Here is an 18,925-nt window from a genome sequence, read left to right on the forward strand (position 1 = left end):
TCGTACTGGATGTACTTGGGTCGGGGCCCGGTGCGGCGAGAGTGCGTGCATGGCGTCGCGCGGCAGACGGGAGTTTGACGACAGGGCCTAGGGGCGGCCCGGCGGGCGCCGGGCCGGCGGACCGTCAATCGCCTTCCGTGTCCTGCCGAGCGGGAGCTGGTCCGCCGGGCACCTCGCCGTACTCGACGCACTGACCGCCCCGGCCCTCGGCTTCCCCCTGCGCCCTTCCTCAAGACCCTCGGCGTCCCCGCGCAGCAGGGCACGACGGTCATCAACGGCATCAAGGCCGGCGAGTGACGTCACTTCTCCAGGAAGGCGAGCAGTGCGGTGTTGACCTCCTCCGCGTGGGTCCACAGCAGACCGTGCGGGGCGCCCTCGATCTCCACGTAGTCGGCGGACGGCAGCGCCTTGTGGAAGGGCCGGGCGGTGCCCTCGGCGGGCAGGATCCGGTCGGCGGTACCGTGCAGGATCAGGGCCGGCACGTCGATGGCCGGGATGTCGGCCCGGAAGTCGGTGTACCAGGTGGACGGCGCGGCGGCGGCGGCGAAGAACCCGCCGCCCGCCGCGACGTTCCAGCTGTTGCGCACGGCCTCCTCGCTGATCCGGGTGCCGAGGTTCTCGTCCAGGTTGTAGAAGTCCTTGTAGAACTCCGTGTAGTAGGCGTAGCGGTCCGCCTTGACGGCCGCGACGACGCCGTCGAAGAACTCCTTCGGGGCGACCCCGTCGGGGTTGTCGTCGGTCTTGAGCAGGCAGGGCTCCAGCGAGGCCAGGAAGGCGACCTTGGAGACCCGGGCGGAGCCGTAGGCGGACACGTACCGGGCGACCTCTCCGGTGCCCATGGAGAAGCCGACCAGAACGGCGTCCCGCAGATCGAGCGTCTCCATCACGGTGTTCAGGTCGGCCGCGAAGGTGTCGTAGTCGTACCCGGTCGTGGGCTGGCTGGACTGTCCGAAGCCGCGGCGGTCGTACGTGATGACGCGGTAGCCCGCGTCCAGCAACACGGCGCTCTGCCGCTCCCAGGAGTGACCGTCGAGCGGGAAGCCGTGGATGAGGACGACGGGCTGCCCGGTGCCGTGGTCCTCGTAGTAGAGGTCGATGGCGGTGGAGTTCTCCTGGCCCACGGTGATGTACGGCACGTTCTCGATTCCTTCGCTGGGAGTGACTGGCTCGCTGATGCTAGGGCGGCAGGCGCCGCCGTACGTTGCCGGCGAGCGCACCGGTTCTTGCCTGTCAGTGCCCGGACGGACGAGGTGTGCTCAGTGCACGCTCAGCCTCTCCCTCAGCTGGCCGCATGAGGTGATCCCGAGCTTGGGGAAGATGCGGTACAGGTGCGCGCCGATCGTCCGCGGGGACAGATACAGCTGCTGGCCGATCTCCTTGTTGGACAGGCCTTCCGCCGCGAGCTGGGCGATCTGCAGTTCCTGCGGGGTGAGCAGGTCCCAGTCGGTACGGCTCTGGCTCTTGCTGCCCTCTCCCGGCGAGCGCAGTTCCTGCCGGGCCCTTTCGCACCAGGACTCCACACCGAGGGCGGCGAAGGAGTCGCGGGCGATCCGCAGCGGAGTGCGGGCTTCCATCACACGGCGACGCCGTCGGAGCCACCCGCCGTAGGCGAGCATGAGCCGGGCGCGAGCGAACGGCGCACGGGACATGTCCAGATCGAGTGCCGACCGGAAGCACTCTTCCGCCTGCTCGTCGTCGGCGAGGAGCGCGTGAGCGAACGCCAGGTTGATGCGGAGCAGTTGGGCCTCGCTCGCTCCGGCGGACGCGTCGAGCCGCTCCAGCGCGCTCTTCGCCACGGCGCGTTGGTCCTCGCCCGTGGCGGCCTCGGCCACACCGCGCGCGGAGTCGATCACCGGCGGGCGCTCCGGATCCCACAGGGCCCGGCGCTGGGGTTTCACCAACTCGGCCCACTTCAGCCGGGCCTTCCGCACCGCGTACGGCATGTCTCCGAGCCAGTGGCGTGACACGCACGGCGGTGGCGTGCCGTCCGACCGCTCAGACGCTTCCGTCCGGATCAGCCGGTCGCTGGTTCTGTGACGGGCGTGGGGTGCAGCTTGGTCCGGAGCTGCTCGAACGCGGTGGGGACCGGCCGCTGCGGCAGGAAGGCGCTGATCCGCCGGGCGCAGTCCAGAGCGCCGGCCGTGGTGGTATCACACTCCACGTCGTACAGACCGTGCGCGTGGACACGCTGGAACTGGTGCGCCGCGAGACCCACGGGACGATCGCCGCGTGCCTGCTCACGCCGTGCGAGTTCCTCCAGCGAACACCGCACACCCACGAGAACGACGTCTCTGGCGCTGAAGAGCCTCAGGCAATCCAGCAGACGCCACTCCTCGCTCCGCACATGGTCGACCACCACGTTGTTGCCGGCCACGGCCATACCGGCGACCGCCCGGTGGAATCCCATCCACGTTCGCCGCAGGACCTCGGGCAGCCGGTGTGGACTGACCTCCCGGCGGGTTCGCATCGCGTGGAAGGCATCCACCGGCATGTGAAAGTACGGCTCATCCAGGATCCGCAACAGCTCCTTGGCGATACTGGACTTGCCCGAGCTGGACGTCCCGTTCAAGAAGATGATCAGCCCCCTGCGAGTCGGAGCGGGGTCAGCGCCACACTCAGCGGACCGAGGCACGTCATCGCCCGCGGACGTCGTCACGCCTCGTCCGCGCTGGACAGGGCTTCGGTGATCAGGCGGGTGGCGAAGTCGGGGTCGTCGGTGAGGCGGTTGATGTGCTCCGCGAGCAGGAAGGCGGTGACTTCCAAGGGGGTCATCTCGGCCTTGGTCCAGTATCCGTACTGTTTGCGCCAGAGGTTGGGGCTCAGGCCGGTGCCCGCGGCGACCAGCAGGCCGGCCATGGTCGGGATGGTCTCGGGGCGGACGCTCCTGGGCATCATGCGCATCGAGGCCACGAGGTTGGGCACCACGCACGCGATGACGTCCTTGCCGTGCTCCTCGTAGGCCATCCGCAGCCACTTCATGAACATGAAGATGAGCGTGCACGCGCCGTCCAGCACGTCATCGGCTCCGGTGGGGCCCAGAGAGGCGGTGAAGTGGTCGATCAGCGCCTGCTGTTCGGGGTCGGTTCCGGTTCTGCCGTCGTAGATGCCCTTGAGCCGGGAGTCGATCATCATGAGCGCCACGCCCACATCGCCGACGGGAGCGTGCTCGGGGCCACAGGGCGACGACACAGGATTCCTCCTCGGTGACCGCGGGGGCAACGCGGCGTGTCCGTACAGTAGCCCCTCGGTGAGGCGGCGGACCGACGAATACGGTGAAGGAGGCGGCCGGGCCCGTCACCACGGGGGAAGCAACGGGCCCGGCCGGCACTACCGTCCCACATCTTCGGCAGCCGCACGCCCCCATGGGCGATGTCGCCGTGGCCGGCGCCGCGCGTTCGGGCGGCCCGGGCCCTGTCCGCGTACCCCGCCTTGATGCGTCCATCGCGCCGAGGGAGACTGCACGGGTGTTCCAGCCCGGTGCCCGCCCCCGTGACCTCGTCGGACGGTCACGTGAAACCGGTGTGCTGGAGCGCTTCGTCCGCGAGGCAGGTGTGAGCGGCGGGGCGTTGGTCCTGTCCGGAGAAGCCGGTGTGGGGAAGACGGCGCTTCTCGAGCGGGCCGCTGACCTCGCCCGCGCGTCCGGGACGACGGTTCTGCGCGTGACCGGTGCCGAGTTCGAGGCGGAGGTGGGTTTCGCCGGACTCAATCAGGCCCTGTTCCCGCTGCTCGACGACTTCTCCGGCCTCGGTGAGGAGCATGCCGGGGCGCTGTGGGTCGCGCTGGGCTTCGAAGCCGGCTCCACGCCCGGCCGGCATCTGCTGTACGACGCCGTGACGCTGCTGCTGCGCAAGGTGGCGGCTCGTACGCCGTTGTTGCTGATCGTCGATGACGTGCCCTGGCTGGACCGGGCCAGTGCGGGGGTGCTGAGCGTCGTGGCACGCCGGCTCGGCGGCAGCAGGGCAGGGCTCCTGGCGGCGTTCAGGACCGGGTCGGCCGGGAGTTTCGCCGTATCGGGACTGCCCGAGTTGGTGGTGCGGACGCTGGACGACGAGGCGGCCGGCCGGCTGCTGGCGGAGCGCTTTCCCGGCCTCGACCCGCGTATCCGGGAACTGGTGCTGACGAACGCGCAGGGCAATCCCCTGGTCCTGCTGGAGCTGCCGGTGGCACTGCGGGAGTCCCCGAACGGCCCGGTGCGGTCCGTTCCGCAGGCGCTTCCGTCGAGTCGACGCCTGCAGGGGCTGTTCGAGGCCAGGGTGGCGGCACTGCCCGTCGCCACCCGCGCCCTGCTGCTCACCGCGGCGCTCGCGGGCACCGGTGCCGTCCGGGTGCTGCGGGACGCGACGGGAGCCGATGACCGGCTGGACGATCTCGCGCCCGCCGAACAGGACCAGCTCGTCGCGGTCGACGCCGCGTCGCACGAGGTGACGTTCCGGCATCCGCTGATCCGGTCGGCCGTCGTCGCCGGGTCGACCTCCGCCGAGCGCCGGCGGGTGCACCGGGCACTGGCCGAGGTCTTCCACGACGACATCGAGCGCCGGGCGTGGCACCTGGGGAAGGCAACCGTGGCACCCGACGAGGAGGTGGCGGAGCTTCTGCAGGCCGCGGCGCGCCGTGTCACCGGACGCGGGGACTACCAGGCCGCCATCTCCCTGCTGCGGCGCGCCGCCGGTCTGAGCACCACGGCAAAGGCGCGCAGCCGCCGTCTGGCCGAGGCCGCCTTCATCGGAGCGGAAGGCGCGGCGGACACGACGAGCACCAGGGAGTTGCTTCAGGGTGTCCGCCAGACCGACGAGCAGGCGTCCGCCTCGCTGCACTACGCGTCGGCGGCCGCGCTGCAGATCCTCGATTCGGGCGGGCACGTGGACACCGCCCACCGTCTGCTCGTCGGCGCGCTCGCGTCATGGCCGAGCGGTGAGGACACCGAGGACACCGCACTGGTCGACGCGTTCGGGACGCTCGCTCTCGTCTGCCTCCTCGGCGGACGGGCCGCGCCGTGGGGGGCGTTCCGCGCGGCGGTGGACCGTCTGCGCCCCGGGATCCCGGAGACGACGGACCTGGCCGTCGGCCTGTTCGCCGCCGACCCCGTCCGGACAGGGGTGGCCCTGCTGCCGGTGCTGGAGGCCAGGCTGGCGACGGTTCGTCACGAGCCGGATCCCGCGGTGGTGCAGGACGTGGCGGCGGGCGCGATCTACACGGACCGCCTGGCCGAGGTGCGCGAGCCGCTGTGGCGGATCGTCCGGCGGGGGCGGGCCGGCGGCCCCGGCAGACGGCGGATCGTCGCCCTGATGGACCTGTGCTTCGCCGGCTTCGTGCGCGGTGAGTGGACGGAGTCCGGCGAACTCGCGGCGGAGGGTCTTGCCGTGTGCGAGGACGTCGGGGGCAGGTTCTTCGGCTTCTACTTCCGCTATCACCAGGCTCTTCTCGCCGCCGTCCAGGGCAGGTTCGAGACCAGCCGGGCCCTCGCCGAGCAGATGATCGGCTGGGCCGGTCCGCGGGGGGTGGGCATGGCTCAGACGTACGCCCGCCATGCCCTGGTCCTCGCGCACACCGGCCAAGGCGACTTCGAGGCGGCCTATCACCGGGCGACGGACATCAGCCCCGCGGGAACGCTGGCCTCGCACGTTCCGCACAGCCTCTGGGTGGCCATGGACCTGGTCGAGGCCGCCGTTCGCACGGACCGCAGGGCCGAGGCGGAGCGGCACGTCCAGGCGCTGCGCGAGGCGGGCGTCGCGGCTCTCTCGCCCCGGCTGGCGATGCTCGAAGCGGCCTGTGCCGCCGTCGTCGCAGATGACGACGCCCGGGAGCGCTTCGCGTACGCCCTCGGTCTGTCCCGGGGCGGGGACTGGCCGTTCGACACCGCGCGCGTCCGCCTCCTCTACGGTGAACGGCTGCGCCGCGTCCGGGCGAAGACCGAGGCGAGGACCCAGCTGGGGCTCGCGCTCGCCGCCTTCCGGAAGCTGGGCGCCGCTCCGTGGGCGGCCCGCGCCGAACGGGAACTGAAGGCGGCGGGACAGGCCGTGCGCACCTCGCGCCACGCCCGGGGCGTCGCGGCCCTGACCCCTCTGGAACTGGAGATCGCGCGGCTCGCGGCGTCCGGCATGACGAACAAGGAGATCGCCGCGCGGTTGTTCGTCTCACCCCGGACGGTGAGCACCCACCTGTACCAGATCTTCCCGAAGCTGGGCATCAGCAAGCGCGCGGCGCTGCGCAACGCCCTCGGCGGCGACGCGTCCTGACGCGCCCCCGTGTCCGGGCCGACGCCGGGTCGCGCGACGGACCGTACAACCCTGTGGGCAGGTTGTGAGTCTTCTGATTGATCACATGGTGATCGGAGCCACGAGGAGACCATCATCAACGCCATACGCAAGACCCTGACCGCCACCGCCGTCGTCGGTGCCGTCCTCGCGGGCTCCGCCGCCTGCGGAACGGTGGAGCAGCTGTCCGCCGGCAAGAAGCTCGACCGGGCCTTCGAGAAGCTGGGCGAGAAGAACAGGCTCTCCTTCGAGCTCGACGTGGACACCGACGCCGCGTCCCTGAAGGCACTGGACGCCAAGTCGGACCCCTCCCCCGGTGAGGAGATCCCGGACGAGGCCGCCGAGCTGATCAGCGGCGCGAAGATCACTGTGACCGTGGAGTCGAAGAAGCCGCTCGCCGAGTCCGGCGAGAAGGACCTCGTCGGCACGGCCGTGAAGGTCAGCACCCCGGACGGCGACCTCGCCGAGTACCGGGTGATCGGCGACTACACCTACATCCGTGCCGACATCGACGCCATGGGCAAGGTGTCGGGCAGCCCCGTACCGTCCGCCGACGACCTGCCCCCGCAGGCCGGGGCGTTCAAGGCCGTCCTCGAGGGCAAGTGGGTGAAGTTCAGCACCAAGGAGATGGACAAGGCCGCCGCCGAGGGCCAGGGGGCCGGGGGCGGTCCCGCGCCCGCGCCGTCCCTCGACGTCAAGACGCAGAAGAAGCTGGTGAAGGCGCTCCGCGAGGTCGTCGCCCGCGAGGTGCGCTTCAAGACGGCCGGCGGCGGGGACGGCACCGAGCACGTCACGGCGACGGCCCCCTTCCGCACGCTGATCACCGAGCTGTTCGGCGAGCTGCGTCCGCTGGCGAAGGACCTGCCGCCGGGCATGGAGCTGCCGACGGACAAGGACTTGAAGGGCGCGCCCAACGCCAAGGTGACGGCGGACTTCACCCTCAAGAACGGCGAGCTGTCCCAGGTGGACGTGGACCTCGCCAAGCTGGCCGGGACCGCCAAGGTGAAGAAGCTGGGCCTGACCCTGCGGATGGCCGAGGGCAGCAGGCCCACCGCTCCGGCCGGTGCCACGAAGCTCGACCTGGGCGACCTCATGAACGGCTTCCTCGGCGGGCCGCCGATGAGCGGTGCCGACTTCGACACGAGCGGTCTCGACCAGGACTTCCCGGAGGACGAGTTCTGAGGGGAGGCCCCGTAAGACCCCTAGGAAACCGTGAGGAAAGGACCCCTGGCGAGCTGTCGGCCTGCCAGGGGTCCTCGCCGGTTCAGCGTGTCTGAGCCGTCGGACCCGTCAGCCGTCGGACTCCGCCGACGGCAGGTAGGCGCCGGGCACGTCGTTCGGGGCGTAGATCTTCTTCTCGCCGGGGTACGGGCGTGTCCAGTTGTGGGTCTGGTACCAGGTGAGGTGGTTCATCTGGGCCGGGTTGGCGTAGTCGGGGACGGCGTGCGGGCCGGTGAGGTGCTGCTTGGACTTCCAGACGTCCCACGCGGCGGCGAGGGACTTCTTGTCGGCCGGCACCTTCGCCGACGGCACGGCCGCGGCCTTGGGGTCCTGGGCGGCGGGGGTGTCCGGGCCGCAGGACGGCGGGGTCTTCACGCCGTCGGTCAGCGAGGTGCGGTTGGGCAGGGCGGTGAACGGCGTGTGGTCGGGGTGCCGGGTGAACGCGCCCCGCATGGGGGTGGCCGCGCTGTCCTTCTGGTTCATCGGGTGGATCCCGAGGATCTGCTCGATGGTGCGGATCATCGTGATCTGCGAGTAGTAGTGGCTGTCGACGGTGCCGTGCCGGGCCCAGGGGCTGATGATCTGGACCGGGGCGCGGTGGCCGTCGACGTGGTCCAGGCCGGCCTGGGAGTCGTCCTCGACGACGAAGATCGCCGAGTCTTTCCAGTACGTGCTGTGCGAGATCCTGTCGATGATCTTGCCGGTGGCGAGGTCGTTGTCGGCGACCTGGGCGGCCGGGCTCGCCGGGCCACCGGTGTGGTCGCTGGAGAGCCAGAACATGTTCAGGTTCGCCGGGCCGTTCTTCTCGAAGTCCTGCTTCCAGATCTCGTACCGGTACAGATCCGGGACGCTGGTGTCGAACTTCGGGAAGCCGGGCACCGAGACGCTGTTGAGCGACGGGATCGGCGAGGACGAGTTGAGCGGGTAGGCGGTGGCCTGGCCGGTCGCGTCCATGTTCTTGGCGTCGCAGTACAGGTTCTGCCAGCTGGCGCCGGACGGCTTGGTCAGGAACTGCTGGAACTCGCCGAAGTTCCGCACGGACTTGCCGGCCGCCTGCGCGCCCGTCCACAGGAAGCCGGTCTTCTGGTGGCCGAGGGCGTCGTCCTCGGTGTCGTAGCTGCGCTTGTACTCGCCGGCCGAGGACTCGGTGTACTCGGGGTTGTCGGCCTGCATGAGCCAGTTGTGGCCCTCGGCGGAGTTGGTGCCGATGTCGTAGGTGTTGTCGTACAGCCCGAACTGCTCGGCCAGCGCGTGCTGGTTCGGCGTGACGTTCTCGCCGAACTGCGTCAGCGACGGGTCGCCGTCGCCCTCGGGGATGTCACCGAGGACCTGGTCGTAGGTGCGGTTCTCCTTGACGATCAGGAAGACGTGCTTGATCGTCGACGGGTCACCGATCCGCGCCGGGACCGGCTGCGGCTTGGCGTCGCCGTGGCCCTTGGCCAGCCGGACGGAGCCGGCGCTCCAGCCGTTCTGCTGGAAGACCTTGGCGGTCTGGGAGCGGATGACACGGTCGCTGGGCAGGGTGAACCGCGTCAGACTGGACGTCGTGTCGTGAGTGCCGTGGCCGGCGCTGCTGGGGCGGCGCGCGTCGATGCCGCGGGTGTGGGAGACGACGACCTTCCCGCCCACGGTGGTGATCTCGGCGGGGAAGTAGTCCGTCGGGAGGAGACCGATGTAGCTGACCGGCTCCTGCGGGGAGGTGTAGCGGTAGACGGCGACGGCGTTGGCGCGCCCGAGCGTCACCAGCAGCCGGCCGTCGTCGGTGAGGGTCACGGCGTCGGGTTCGTAGCCGACCGAGGCCTCCGGCCACGGCTGGGTGGAGATGGTCTGGACGACCTTGTCCTTGGCGGTGTCGATGACCGACACGTTGTCGTCGGCGGTGTTGGTGACGAACACGGCGCCGTGCTGGGCGTACACGGCGGTCGGGTGCAGGCCGACGTCGATGGTGCCGACGGCGGCGGACGGGTCGGCCAGGTCGATGACGCTGACCGTGCCGGTGGTGGTGGCGCCGGTCTTCGGGTCGGCCGGGACCTGGGTGCCGTAGGAGTTGAGCGTGGACTCGCCGGCCTTCGCGGGCCGGCCGCCCTCGTTGCTGACGTAGAGCTTGTCGCCGGCCCGGGCCATGCCGCGCGGGGCGTTGCCCACCGACCAGCTCCGCTTGACGGCTCCGGTCGCCGCGTCGATCGCGACCACCCGGTTCTGGCCGTTGACCGCGCCGTACACGGTGGAGCCGTCGGCGGAGAACACGGCCGCGGCGGAAAGGGCCTGCTTGCTGCCGTCGGCCGGGATCTTGACGGCCACCGGGTCGGCGAGGGTGCCGTCCGCGTTCACCGTGAACCTGGTGTAGCCGTCGAGCTGGCCCAGCCACAGCTGCTTGCCGTCGGGTGAGTACGCCGGGCCTTCCTGGCCGACGGCGTTGCTGCTGATGCGCAGGTCGTCGGCGGCGTTGGTGCCGACGCGCTGCTTGATCCGCCCGGTCGCGAGGTCCACGACGACCAGCGAGGCGTCGCCGTCGGTGACCGAGGCGGCGAGGTGGCTGCCGTCCGGGCTGACCGTCGACGACATGATCTTGCCGTCGTCGATGACGAGCCGGTCACCGTACGGGGCGATGTACTGGTCGGCGGAGACGACCTGGCCCTTGTCGGTGACCTGGCCGACCTGGTCGGTGCCGAACTGGCGGGTCTCGGCGACGGCGGTGCCGGTGGCCAGGGCGGCCGTGGTGATGCACGCCGTGACCAGCGTGGCCCGGCGGCTGACACGTCTGCCCAGCAGGTCGTAGTACTTCTTCTCGGCCTGCCGGCGGCGGCGTGCTGTCTGCATGCGTCATTCCCTGGGATTCGGTGGAGAGTTGGGGGGTGGCCGGAGAGGAAGGGTTCAGGGGGTCCGGGAGCCCGGGGAAGCGGAGAGCAGGTCGACGTCGCCGTCGAACTGCCACAGCGGGTTCGGAGCGTCTCCGGTCGGGGTCCGCACCACGAAGTAGCCGTTGACTTCCTTCGGTCCGTCGCCGTCGGCGACGAACCGCCCGTCCGCCGTGATGTCGAGCTGGTAGACGGCCGACCCGGTGGCCGCGACGCCCGGCAGATGCCAGGAGACGACGCACCGCCAGTCGTTGCCCGGGCCCCGGGCGCCGTCCTGGACACCGGCCTTGGTGCACGCCGCCGAGGTCTTGAGCTGCGCCTCGGTGACGGCGGGCCGGTGGAGCTGCTCGGTCTGCAGGCGGTACAGGTGGGCGAACTCCGTGGCGAGCGCGTGCTGCACCTTGGCCTGCTCGATCCCGGAACCCGTGGCCGTGGTCGTCGCCGCCACGACCGCGACCGTCACGCCGAGCAGCCCCGCGAGCGGCAGGGCGGCCGTGGTGACCGCGCGGCGCGCCGAGCCGTCGTCGGTGGGGTTGGTGAAGTCGCGCCGCAGGAACAGGACACAGGCCAGCGCCGTCGCCGTCACGGCCCACAGGAGACTGACAACGATGCCTATGAGCAGCGGGGTGAGCTGGGCCGGGCTGGTGAACAGGCCGTTCCAGGTGAGGAAGGCGTCGCCGGGCAGGGCCAGGCGTACGGCGACGGGGAGCGGCAGCATCTGGGCGAGCTGCATCGCCAGCGCGACGAGCGCGGGCAGCAGCAGCCCCATCGGGGAGCGCCCCAGCACCACCGACCCGAGCAGCCCGATCCCGGCGAGGGCCAGGGTCGGGGCGAGCACACCGGCCCACGCGGACAGGACCGTGCCGGCGGCGTCCCCCGGCGTGAGCAGGTGGCCGTCGAGTCCGACCAGCGGCTGGTTGCCGACGGCCACCAGTCCGCCGGCCGTGCTGGAGACGGCCAGCCCGGCCACGAGCAGCAGGATGACGGTGAGGCCGGCCAGTGCCTTCGCCGCGAAGATCCGCCGGGGCGAGCGGACGGCGACCAGGAGGTGGCGCCAGGTGCCGAGCCGGTCCTCGGAGGCGAACACATCGCCGGCGACGACGGAGGTGAGCAGCGGGAGCGCCCAGGTGCCGGCGAAGCCGAGCGTCACCAGGGGGCCGGCCCACCCGGTGGCGTGCATCCAGCGGCCGAAGAGGGTGTCCGTGGGCAGCGTGCTCTGCGCGCTCACCCCGGCCACGAACAGCGCCGGCGCGATCCAGCAGGCGAGGAGCAGCAGGCGGATCCGCCACTGGGAGAGGAGCTTGACGACTTCGAAGCGGTAGCTCCGGGCCACCGTGACGCGGCCTGACGCGGTGGTGTGCGCAGGGGGTACGGCGGTGGGGCTGGGGGGTGTGGTCGCGGTGGGGGTCGGCGCTGCGGTCATCGACCGGTCTCCTGCTGCTGGGCGTCGGACTTCCGCGGGGCGCCGGCGTCGTCCCGCTGCTGGGTGCCGCTCTTGCGCTGCTCGGTCAGGGCCAGGAACGCCGCCTCCAACGGGGAGACGACCGGGGCGAGTTCGCGCAGGGCGATGCCCTCGTGGACGAGCCGCGCCACCAGGTCGTCGAGGTCGGGCACCAGCGCGCGCACCATGAGCGCCTCTCCGCCCCGGCGTCCCGCGGTGCCGTCGGCCAGGTGGATCCTGGGCGTGCCGGCGGCCAGCCGGCGTGCGCGCTCCGGGTCGGACGTGACCAGCCGGTAGTCGAGTTCGCGGTTCTCGGCGGCCAGTTCGCCCAGCGGCCCGGAGAAGACGGTCCGTCCGGTGGCGAGGATGGTGACCTCGGAGCACAGGGCCTCCAGGTCGTCCATCCGGTGGCTGGAGAGCACGACGCTCGTGCCCTCCCGCGCGAGCCGGGTGAGGACACCGTGGACGTGCTTCTTTCCGGCCGGGTCCAGGCCGTTGGAGGGCTCGTCCAGGACGAGCAGCCGCGGCCCGGTGAGCAGGGCCGCGGCGAGGCCGAGCCGTTGGCGCATGCCCAGGGAGAAGCCGCGGGTGCGCTCGTCGGCGACGTCCGTGAGCCCGACCTGGTCGAGTGCGTCGTCGATCCGCGCCGACCGCGTGTCGTCGCCGCGCAGAGCGGCGAGCGCGGCGAGGTTCTGCCGGGCGGTGAGCGAGGGGTACAGCCCCGGCCCGTCCACGAACCCGGAGACACCGCCGGGGGCCTCGAACGCCCGGCCCACCGGCGTGCCGAGGATCTCCAGGCTGCCGCTGTCGGCCACGGTCAGACCGAGAAGGAGGCCGAGCAGCGTGGTCTTGCCGGCACCGTTCGGTCCGACCAGGCCGTGGATCCGTCCCCGCGCCACATCCAGATCCACGCCGTCGAGCGCGACGACGTCACCGAAGCACTTGCTGATCCCGCGCGCCCGGATCGCGAGCTGTGAGTCCATGAGCCCCTTCTTTCGGGAAAGCCTCATGGACCCTAGGAAGTTCACACGACACCGACAGCGGTCCCCGGTTGAACGCTGAGGGAACGGAAAACCAAACGCGAGTCAACTGGCGTCCGCGGCACCGGCGGTCTCATGTTCGGGAAGCCTGACGGGACGTCAGCACGGAAGGAACTGTTCTGTTCCCGCAGTGCACGGATCGCGCGGTCGCGGAACCACCCGGGCGGGCCTTCGCTCTTGCCGGACGCATGCAACTGGCAGCCATCGAACCCGAGGAACACCCCATGTTGAGCAAGACGCGTGTATACGGCGTGATGTGCGCCTTCATCGCCTTCTTTCTGGCGATGGCGGAACCGGCTTCGGCCATCCAGGGAGGCACCGTCAGCAAGCACGGCCCGTGGGCGGTGCGTGTGTACACCGACGGCGAGCCGTCCTGCACGGGCACCGTCGTCGCCCCCGAGTGGGTGATCACCGCCGGTCACTGCGTCCGCTACGACAACTGGGACGTCACGTTCCGCGTCGGCAGTCTCGACCAGCGGCACGGGAAGGTCGTGCGTCGCGTCGAGAACGGCACGGTGTTCGCCCCCGGAGCCGACGTGGCCCTCGTGCGGGTGCCCCGCCTGGACATCGAGCCCATCGGGGTGGGAACCAGCGGCAGTGTGAAGGTGGGGCGCAGCGTGCGGTCCTACGGCTGGGGAGCCACCTGCGCGCCGCCGAAGAGCGAGGCCTCGTGCCAGTCGAACGTGCTCAGGCAGGCGCAGGTCAGGATCGTGGCACACGCGGACCGGCGGTGCGATCTGCTCGTGGGCACCGGGGACTTCTGCGCGCAGCGCGGCACCGGCCTGCCGGCGGGCGGTGACTCGGGTGGTCCGGCCACGGCGTTCGACAAGGCGGGCCGTGAGGTGCTCGTCGGCGTCCTGTCCGCGTCGGACCGGACGGAGGTCGCCTCGTTCGGGGACGTCACACGCCTGCGTCTGTGGATCAAGTGGGTCATCCGCAGCGGGGGCCACTAGACCCACAAGGAGCGCGGATGCGGTCGCTGCCCCGCGCCGGAGACCGCGACCGCTTCGGCTCGCCGCGTTCCGAAGGGCTGACGGGCGTCCTGGCGATGCCCTGCATAGCATCCTTGTGTGAAAGACATTCCCGACGAATTGGTCGAGCTGGAACGTTCCTGTGAAGCGGAGCGTGCGAAGCTGGCCGGCCTGTGCGGTGAGGCGTACGACGCGCAGTGGCGGGCGTGGCGAGGGGCGACCGAGGCGTTCCAGACCGCTCTGTCCGCGTACGCCGCGCGCGAGGGCGGGTCGCGGTACGAGCTGGAGCAGGCCGTGAAGAAGGCGGTCCGGCGCACGCAGGAGGATCCGGCGCCGTAGCCGCGCGGGGCCGCCGGCGCACGGGACCGCTGCCGCATGCCCGCGATGGCCGTCAGCGGTCCGCGCCCTGCCCCTCCGCTCGCTCTGCCGGCTGGTCGGGGGTCATGGTGAGGCCGGCCGTGACCGGCGGTGCTGCGTGGGGTTCCGCCCCGGCCGGACGCGGGGCGTGGTTGCGCCGGCGGGGTGCGGTGGTGAGGACCGTGAGGCAGGCGACGACCAGTGCTATGCCCGCCCAGCCCGCGGCGGGGAGGCGTTCGCCGACGACCAGGACGGCGAGTACGGCCGCGACGGCCGGTTCCAGCAGGGAGAGCGTGGTGGCGGTGCTGGCCGGCACGTGCGCGAGGCCCCAGCCGAACAGGACGTAGCCGGTGAACATGGGGACCAGGGCCATGTACGTGCCGACCGCCGCGTTGGACCAGGAGCTGACGAGCGGGGCGCCGGTGGTCAGCAGGACGGGCAGGAGGAGCAGTCCGCCGAGCCCGAAGACGGCGCCCATCGCCGCGCGGGAGGGGATCCGGCGGGTGATGAGCCGGTGCGCGGCCCACGAGTAGAGCGCGTAGGTGGCGGCGGCGACCAGGCCGAGGCTCACCCCGAGAAGGGTGGCGGCCACGGATGCCTGGCCCGTGCCGTCGCCCGCGTGCGCGGCCTCGGCGACGCACAGCAAGGCGGTGCCGAGCAGGCCGAGGGCGGCGGCGACCGTCCAGCGGCGGGTGAGCCGGCGGCCGTCCACGACGCGTTCGATCAGGGCCGAGGCGAGCGGGGCGGTGCCGAGGGACACCACGGTGCCCACGGCGACTCCGGCCAGGCGCATGGAGCTGTAGAACGCCAGGGGATACACCGCGACGGAGGCGGCGCCGAGCAGTACCGTGCCGCGCTGCTCGCGCAGGCGGGGTGCGTGGTGGGCGATCCGCGGGGCGGCGAGGAGGGCCTGGAGAAATCCGCCCAGGCCCATGGCGACGGCGCCGATGGCGAGCGGGCCGACCTCCGGCGCGAACGTGGCGGCCGTACCCGTCGTGCCCCACAGGACGGAGGCCGCCAGCACGCACAGCGCCCCCGTTCCGGCGGACCGGCCGGGTACGGCGGGCCGGCTCACAGCCGGTCCAGCAGGGTGGCCGCCATGGAGCGGGCGTGCCGGAGGCGGTCGCCGTCGCCTTCCAGGCCGGCGCGGGCCATCGCTCCCTCCAGGAGGAAGGCGAGGTGCTCGGCCGTCGCCCGGACCTCCTCGGGCCGCTCGGGCAGCAGCTCCTCCAGGTGTCCGGCGATCAGCCGCTCCACCTCCTCCTTGTGGGCGCGCACCACGGCACGGCCCTCGTCGCCGGCCGGCAGCTCGGCGGCGGCGTTGAGCAGTCCGCAGCCGCGGAAGCCGTGCTCGTAGGCGAAGGCCGCGTGGTCGGCGTAGGCGTCGAACACCGCGAGCACGCCGTCCCGCGGTCCCCGGGCGTGCTCCAGCCGGGCCCGGTACAGGCCGAGCCACTCCTCGTGCCGGGCGTCCAGGTAGGCCCTGACCAGGTCGGCCTTGGAGGAGAAGTTGTTGTAGAGGCTCATCTTCGCCACGCCCGCCTCGGCGGTGATCGTGTCGATGCCGGTCGCCGCCACGCCGTCGGCGTAGAAGCGGCGGGCCGCCGCCGCGAGGAGGCGTTCGCGGGCCGGGCGCCGTCGGGTGCTGTCCGTCGTGCTCACATCGGGTCCGCCCATCACAGTCCAGACTAGGTAGGTCGGTCTACCTAGCGTAGCAGGGCGCGCGGGCGCGGACCCCGGCGAACCGAGTCGTGACACATGGATGGGTCAGATGTGAGTGCACCGGCTGTTCGCCCTGCGGAGCATCGCACCGCACACGGGCGACCTGCTGCTGACCGACCGGCTGCGCCCCGAGGAGGCCGTCGCGCTGCCCGACGCCACGGACGCGGTCGTCGGGGAACTGGTCCCCGCCGCACCCACACCGGTCGCCGGCTTCGGCATCGCCGAGGAGGTGCTGAGCGGCTGTCCGATCGCGACGCACGGCACGGGAGACCTGCCGTACCGACGCCGGCGGGCGCCGCCGTGAAGGGCATCAGGACTCAGGCGGCGAAGCCGATGTTGGTGACGTACTCGTACTGACCCCACTCGGATCCGAGGTCCACCACCGCGTCGTAGATCCACGCGTCGTCAAGCGCCTGCGCGTCGCCCGCCGCCCAGGCCTCGACGATGCGGTCCCAGCGGCGGACGTTGAGCGTGCGGTAGGCGACCACCCGCTGACGGGGGCGGAGGACCTGGGACTGGTTGAGCGGGTGGAACTCCACGCGGGTGCCGCGGCCCTCGCGGTTGAGGCGCGCCACCAGGTAGCGGGAGACGTTCTGGCGGCGGACCGTGCGGTACGCCGTCTCGATCCGCTCCAGGTTCCTCTTCGAAGGATTCCGTTCGCCTCGCAGCCAGGCCCTGAGCGTGCGGTCGGTGACGGTCAGGCCGGCCGCGCGAGCCGCCTGGCGGGACTGGTCGCTGCGGGTGAGGTACCGCAGACGGGCGAGCAGGCCGCGCCGGGCCGTGACCGGGGTGGCGACGAATCCGGCCAGCGCGTCCAGCTGCCGGGCGACGGCCTCGTACCCCTTGATGCCACGCGCCCCGTACGCACCGAAGTTGAGCGTCCTCTCCGGCATCTCCCTCTCTCCTGCCGCCCCTCGACCCGATACGACCTCACGTACGCGTCACGCTACACGTCCTGGTCGGCCGCCACCGGGGTGCCGACGGTGTACACGTCCTTCACCTTCACCTCGCTGACCCCGCGTCCCTCGGGGAACACCGCGCGCCAGTCGCCGATCACGTGGAGTTCGTCGGTGCCCATCGCGCGGACGACCATCAGCCCCTCGTCGTAGGCGCGGTGCGCCTTCCACCACAGGTTCGCGAAGGCCTGCGAGCGGATCAGGTGCATCCAGTCGGTGCGGTACAGCTCCCGGTTGTAGTTCGACTCCCCCATCGTGGAGACGAACTTGGAGTACATGGCCTTGACGTACTCCAGTGTCACGTCGTCGTTGTGGGCGATCGCGCGGTCCCGGGCCTCCTTCAGCGCCACGCGGAACTTCTCCAGCAGGCCCTCGGTCGCGCCGGAGGTCCAGGACTCGTGGATCTCCGGGGGGTCGCACAGGCCGTACTTCGGTCCGGACAGGCGCAGCAGCAGGCGCAGGGTCGGCTCCGTCACCCAGAGCGGGCCGGGCTCGTCGCGGCTGCCGATGGGGTTCGGCAGGTAGGCGTCGTGCTCCCAGACGGGCGGGGTGATCAGGTGGACGCCGGCGCGGCGGCGGTCGTGCTGGTTGCCGGTGGAGTGCTCCAGCTGCCCCAGCGGCAGGTGCGTCTTGAGCGCGGACAGGTAGGCGCCGTTGACGTCCAGCGCGGTGACCTCGTGTGCGCCGGGCGGCAGTTCGGCGCGCGTCCACTTGGGGCGGGCCTCCCAGATCTGGTCCGGGCCGCGGGAGGTCTGCTTGCGCAGGACGTCGGGCAGCCAGGGGTGCGCGACGATGTCGTACCGGCCGCCCTTGCGGGTCTGGTCCAGCAACGCCATCGCGTCCGGGATGGCCCGCCTGACCAGCGCCGCGGTCGCCGCCTCGATGTCACCGCCGTGCTGGTCCAGGGCGGCCGTCACGGCGGCGGCGATCAGGTCGGGGTCGTCGGCGGTCTTGAGCCGGCGGCCGGCGGGGACGACCTTGACGCCACCGCCTGTCTGCGGGCGGGGGTGGGCGGGGGCGGGCCTAGGCGGGGGCTCCTCGGCCGGCCGCGCGGGGCGGGTCGTACGCGTGCGCTCGGGTGTGCCGCACTGTGCGGGGTCCAGGTGCTGGGGGAATCCGGCGACCTGGTGGCGGGCGGGTTGTCCGCACAGGACGCAGGGCTGGGGGGCGGGCAGGGCCACTACGTCGTCGTCGCCGTCGCCGTCGTCGCCGCCCCCGGAGACGGGGTGCGGGTCGGTCCCGGCCTCCGCCGGTTCGGTTTCCTCCGGCTCGGCCGGGGCCGCCGCCGCCAGCTTCGTCCGCGCGCCCTTCAGGAAGTACGCGTACTTCTCCCGGACTTCGCCGCTCGGATCGCGTCCGGACTCCCAGCCCGCGACCGTGGACGGGCTGACCTCCAGGGCCCGAGCGAGCTGCGTCCGGGAGAGGTTCAGCCCCTCGCGCAGGGCACGCCGTTCCCCGGCGGGCGGCAGCGGGACCTCCTGCCTGGCGCCGGCGAGCAGGGCGTCGATCGCGTCGAAGTCCGTCATCGGGTCCCCCCGTCCGGTACGGCCGCGGGCCGGGCGGTGGCGGCCGGGCCGCCGGGGAGGCGACGGCGTGCCGCGGGCAGCGCCTCGACGGCGCGGGTGGGTCCGGCGAGAAGGTCGAGGACGTCCACGCCGTAGTGTGCGGCGACCGCGTCGCAGTCGGCCAGGCTCCAGGCCGCGCTCCCGGACTGACGGCGGCTCACCTGGGCCTGGCTCACCCCCAGCGCGGCGGCGAGAGCGGTCTGCGACTCGCCGGTCGCGTGCAGCAGCGCGGCGACCGCGGACCGCACTCGCTCGGCCAGGCCCATACTCATAAGGCCGAACCTAGCACGTCGTACACATGGGCCATGCGTAAGCCGCATGGTGTCTGTGTGTCCTAGGTCCTGTCGTCAAACTCCCGTCGTCCGCCCGGAGGGCGGGCCGCGCGGCGTCAGGTGCGTGCTCTCGGCGTGCCAGGCCCCGGCCCTCGTACTGGATGTACTTGGGTCGGGGCCCGGTGCGGCGAGAGTGCGTGCATGGCGCCGCGCGGCAGACGGGAGTTTGACGACAGGGCCTAGGTGCGCTGGTCCCGGATCACCAACG

Annotated in this window: 18 protein-coding genes; 6 read left to right on the forward strand and 12 right to left on the reverse strand. The window is 71.9% G+C overall.

Annotated features, from left to right (window positions below):
* Nucleotides 1-299: 299 nt before the first annotated feature.
* Complete coding sequence (locus tag AB0L21_RS21360; protein ID WP_365705468.1) at nt 300-1,136, reverse strand: alpha/beta hydrolase; 837 nt, start codon at nt 1,134-1,136, stop codon at nt 300-302.
* A 120-nt stretch (nt 1,137-1,256) separates the two neighbouring features.
* Entirely contained in the window at nt 1,257-1,649 is a 393-nt protein-coding gene (locus AB0L21_RS21365) for a helix-turn-helix transcriptional regulator (RefSeq protein WP_365785677.1), read from the reverse strand.
* Between the two features lie 79 nt (nt 1,650-1,728).
* On the opposite strand from AB0L21_RS21365, the gene AB0L21_RS21370 reads away from it, so the two are divergent.
* Complete coding sequence (locus tag AB0L21_RS21370; protein ID WP_365785679.1) at nt 1,729-2,037, forward strand: helix-turn-helix domain-containing protein; 309 nt, start codon at nt 1,729-1,731, stop codon at nt 2,035-2,037.
* Here AB0L21_RS21370 and AB0L21_RS21375 read toward each other — a convergent pair.
* Together AB0L21_RS21375 and AB0L21_RS21380 are read right to left on the reverse strand one after the other, a co-directional pair.
* Nucleotides 2,015-2,632, reverse strand: coding sequence for an AAA family ATPase (locus tag AB0L21_RS21375; RefSeq protein WP_365785819.1), 618 nt, complete (start codon nt 2,630-2,632; stop codon nt 2,015-2,017). The genes AB0L21_RS21370 and AB0L21_RS21375 overlap by 23 nt on opposite strands.
* 20 nt (nt 2,633-2,652) lie before the next feature.
* Complete coding sequence (locus AB0L21_RS21380) at nt 2,653-3,189, reverse strand: hypothetical protein (RefSeq protein WP_365705462.1); 537 nt, start codon at nt 3,187-3,189, stop codon at nt 2,653-2,655.
* Nucleotides 3,190-3,464: 275 nt separating this feature from the next.
* Here AB0L21_RS21380 and AB0L21_RS21385 point away from each other — a divergent pair, with 275 nt between their 5' ends.
* Complete coding sequence (locus AB0L21_RS21385) at nt 3,465-6,236, forward strand: LuxR C-terminal-related transcriptional regulator (protein WP_365785681.1); 2,772 nt, start codon at nt 3,465-3,467, stop codon at nt 6,234-6,236.
* A gap of 192 nt (nt 6,237-6,428) precedes the next feature.
* A complete protein-coding gene (locus tag AB0L21_RS21390; protein ID WP_365705458.1) occupies nt 6,429-7,436 on the forward strand; it encodes a hypothetical protein in 1,008 nt (335 codons plus the stop codon).
* Nucleotides 7,437-7,544: 108 nt separating this feature from the next.
* On the opposite strand, the gene AB0L21_RS21395 is transcribed toward AB0L21_RS21390, so the two are convergent.
* The 3 genes from AB0L21_RS21395 to AB0L21_RS21405 are packed head-to-tail and all read right to left on the reverse strand — an operon-like array spanning nt 7,545 to nt 12,757.
* Complete coding sequence (locus tag AB0L21_RS21395; protein WP_365785683.1) at nt 7,545-10,295, reverse strand: alkaline phosphatase family protein; 2,751 nt, start codon at nt 10,293-10,295, stop codon at nt 7,545-7,547.
* Nucleotides 10,296-10,349: 54 nt separating this feature from the next.
* On the reverse strand, nt 10,350-11,756 hold the full coding sequence (locus AB0L21_RS21400; RefSeq protein WP_365785685.1) for an ABC transporter permease: 1,407 nt from the start codon (nt 11,754-11,756) through the stop codon (nt 10,350-10,352).
* Nucleotides 11,753-12,757 carry an ABC transporter ATP-binding protein gene (locus AB0L21_RS21405; RefSeq protein ID WP_365785687.1) on the reverse strand — a complete coding sequence of 335 codons (1,005 nt, stop codon included), beginning with the start codon at nt 12,755-12,757 and terminating at the stop codon, nt 11,753-11,755. The genes AB0L21_RS21400 and AB0L21_RS21405 overlap by 4 nt, the downstream gene beginning before the upstream one ends.
* Nucleotides 12,758-13,038: 281 nt before the next feature.
* Here AB0L21_RS21405 and AB0L21_RS21410 point away from each other — a divergent pair, with 281 nt between their 5' ends.
* Complete coding sequence (locus tag AB0L21_RS21410; RefSeq protein WP_365705450.1) at nt 13,039-13,767, forward strand: trypsin-like serine protease; 729 nt, start codon at nt 13,039-13,041, stop codon at nt 13,765-13,767.
* A gap of 117 nt (nt 13,768-13,884) precedes the next feature.
* Entirely contained in the window at nt 13,885-14,124 is a 240-nt protein-coding gene (locus AB0L21_RS21415; RefSeq protein ID WP_365705448.1) for a hypothetical protein, read from the forward strand.
* A gap of 52 nt (nt 14,125-14,176) precedes the next feature.
* On the opposite strand, the gene AB0L21_RS21420 is transcribed toward AB0L21_RS21415, so the two are convergent.
* Entirely contained in the window at nt 14,177-15,217 is a 1,041-nt protein-coding gene (locus AB0L21_RS21420; protein WP_365785690.1) for a DMT family transporter, read from the reverse strand.
* Nucleotides 15,214-15,819: a TetR/AcrR family transcriptional regulator gene (locus AB0L21_RS21425; RefSeq protein ID WP_365785692.1), complete on the reverse strand. Its 606-nt coding sequence runs from the start codon at nt 15,817-15,819 to the stop codon at nt 15,214-15,216. Before AB0L21_RS21425 ends, AB0L21_RS21420 begins: the two co-directional genes overlap by 4 nt.
* Nucleotides 15,820-15,919: 100 nt before the next feature.
* On the opposite strand from AB0L21_RS21425, the gene AB0L21_RS21430 reads away from it, so the two are divergent.
* Nucleotides 15,920-16,168 carry a hypothetical protein gene (locus tag AB0L21_RS21430; protein WP_365785694.1) on the forward strand — a complete coding sequence of 83 codons (249 nt, stop codon included), beginning with the start codon at nt 15,920-15,922 and terminating at the stop codon, nt 16,166-16,168.
* A gap of 13 nt (nt 16,169-16,181) precedes the next feature.
* On the opposite strand, the gene AB0L21_RS21435 is transcribed toward AB0L21_RS21430, so the two are convergent.
* From AB0L21_RS21435 to AB0L21_RS21445, 3 genes are read right to left on the reverse strand one after another with little or no spacing between them, the layout of a single operon-like run.
* Nucleotides 16,182-16,757, reverse strand: coding sequence for a helix-turn-helix transcriptional regulator (locus AB0L21_RS21435; protein WP_365705441.1), 576 nt, complete (start codon nt 16,755-16,757; stop codon nt 16,182-16,184).
* Nucleotides 16,758-16,810: 53 nt separating this feature from the next.
* On the reverse strand, nt 16,811-18,346 hold the full coding sequence (locus AB0L21_RS21440; protein ID WP_365785696.1) for a helix-turn-helix transcriptional regulator: 1,536 nt from the start codon (nt 18,344-18,346) through the stop codon (nt 16,811-16,813).
* On the reverse strand, nt 18,343-18,657 hold the full coding sequence (locus AB0L21_RS21445; RefSeq protein ID WP_365705437.1) for a helix-turn-helix transcriptional regulator: 315 nt from the start codon (nt 18,655-18,657) through the stop codon (nt 18,343-18,345). The genes AB0L21_RS21440 and AB0L21_RS21445 overlap by 4 nt, the downstream gene beginning before the upstream one ends.
* Between the last annotated feature and the right edge of the window lie 268 nt (nt 18,658-18,925).

It is taken from the genome of Streptomyces sp. NPDC052721 (assembly GCF_040678315.1).
Lineage (GTDB): Bacteria > Actinomycetota > Actinomycetes > Streptomycetales > Streptomycetaceae > Streptomyces.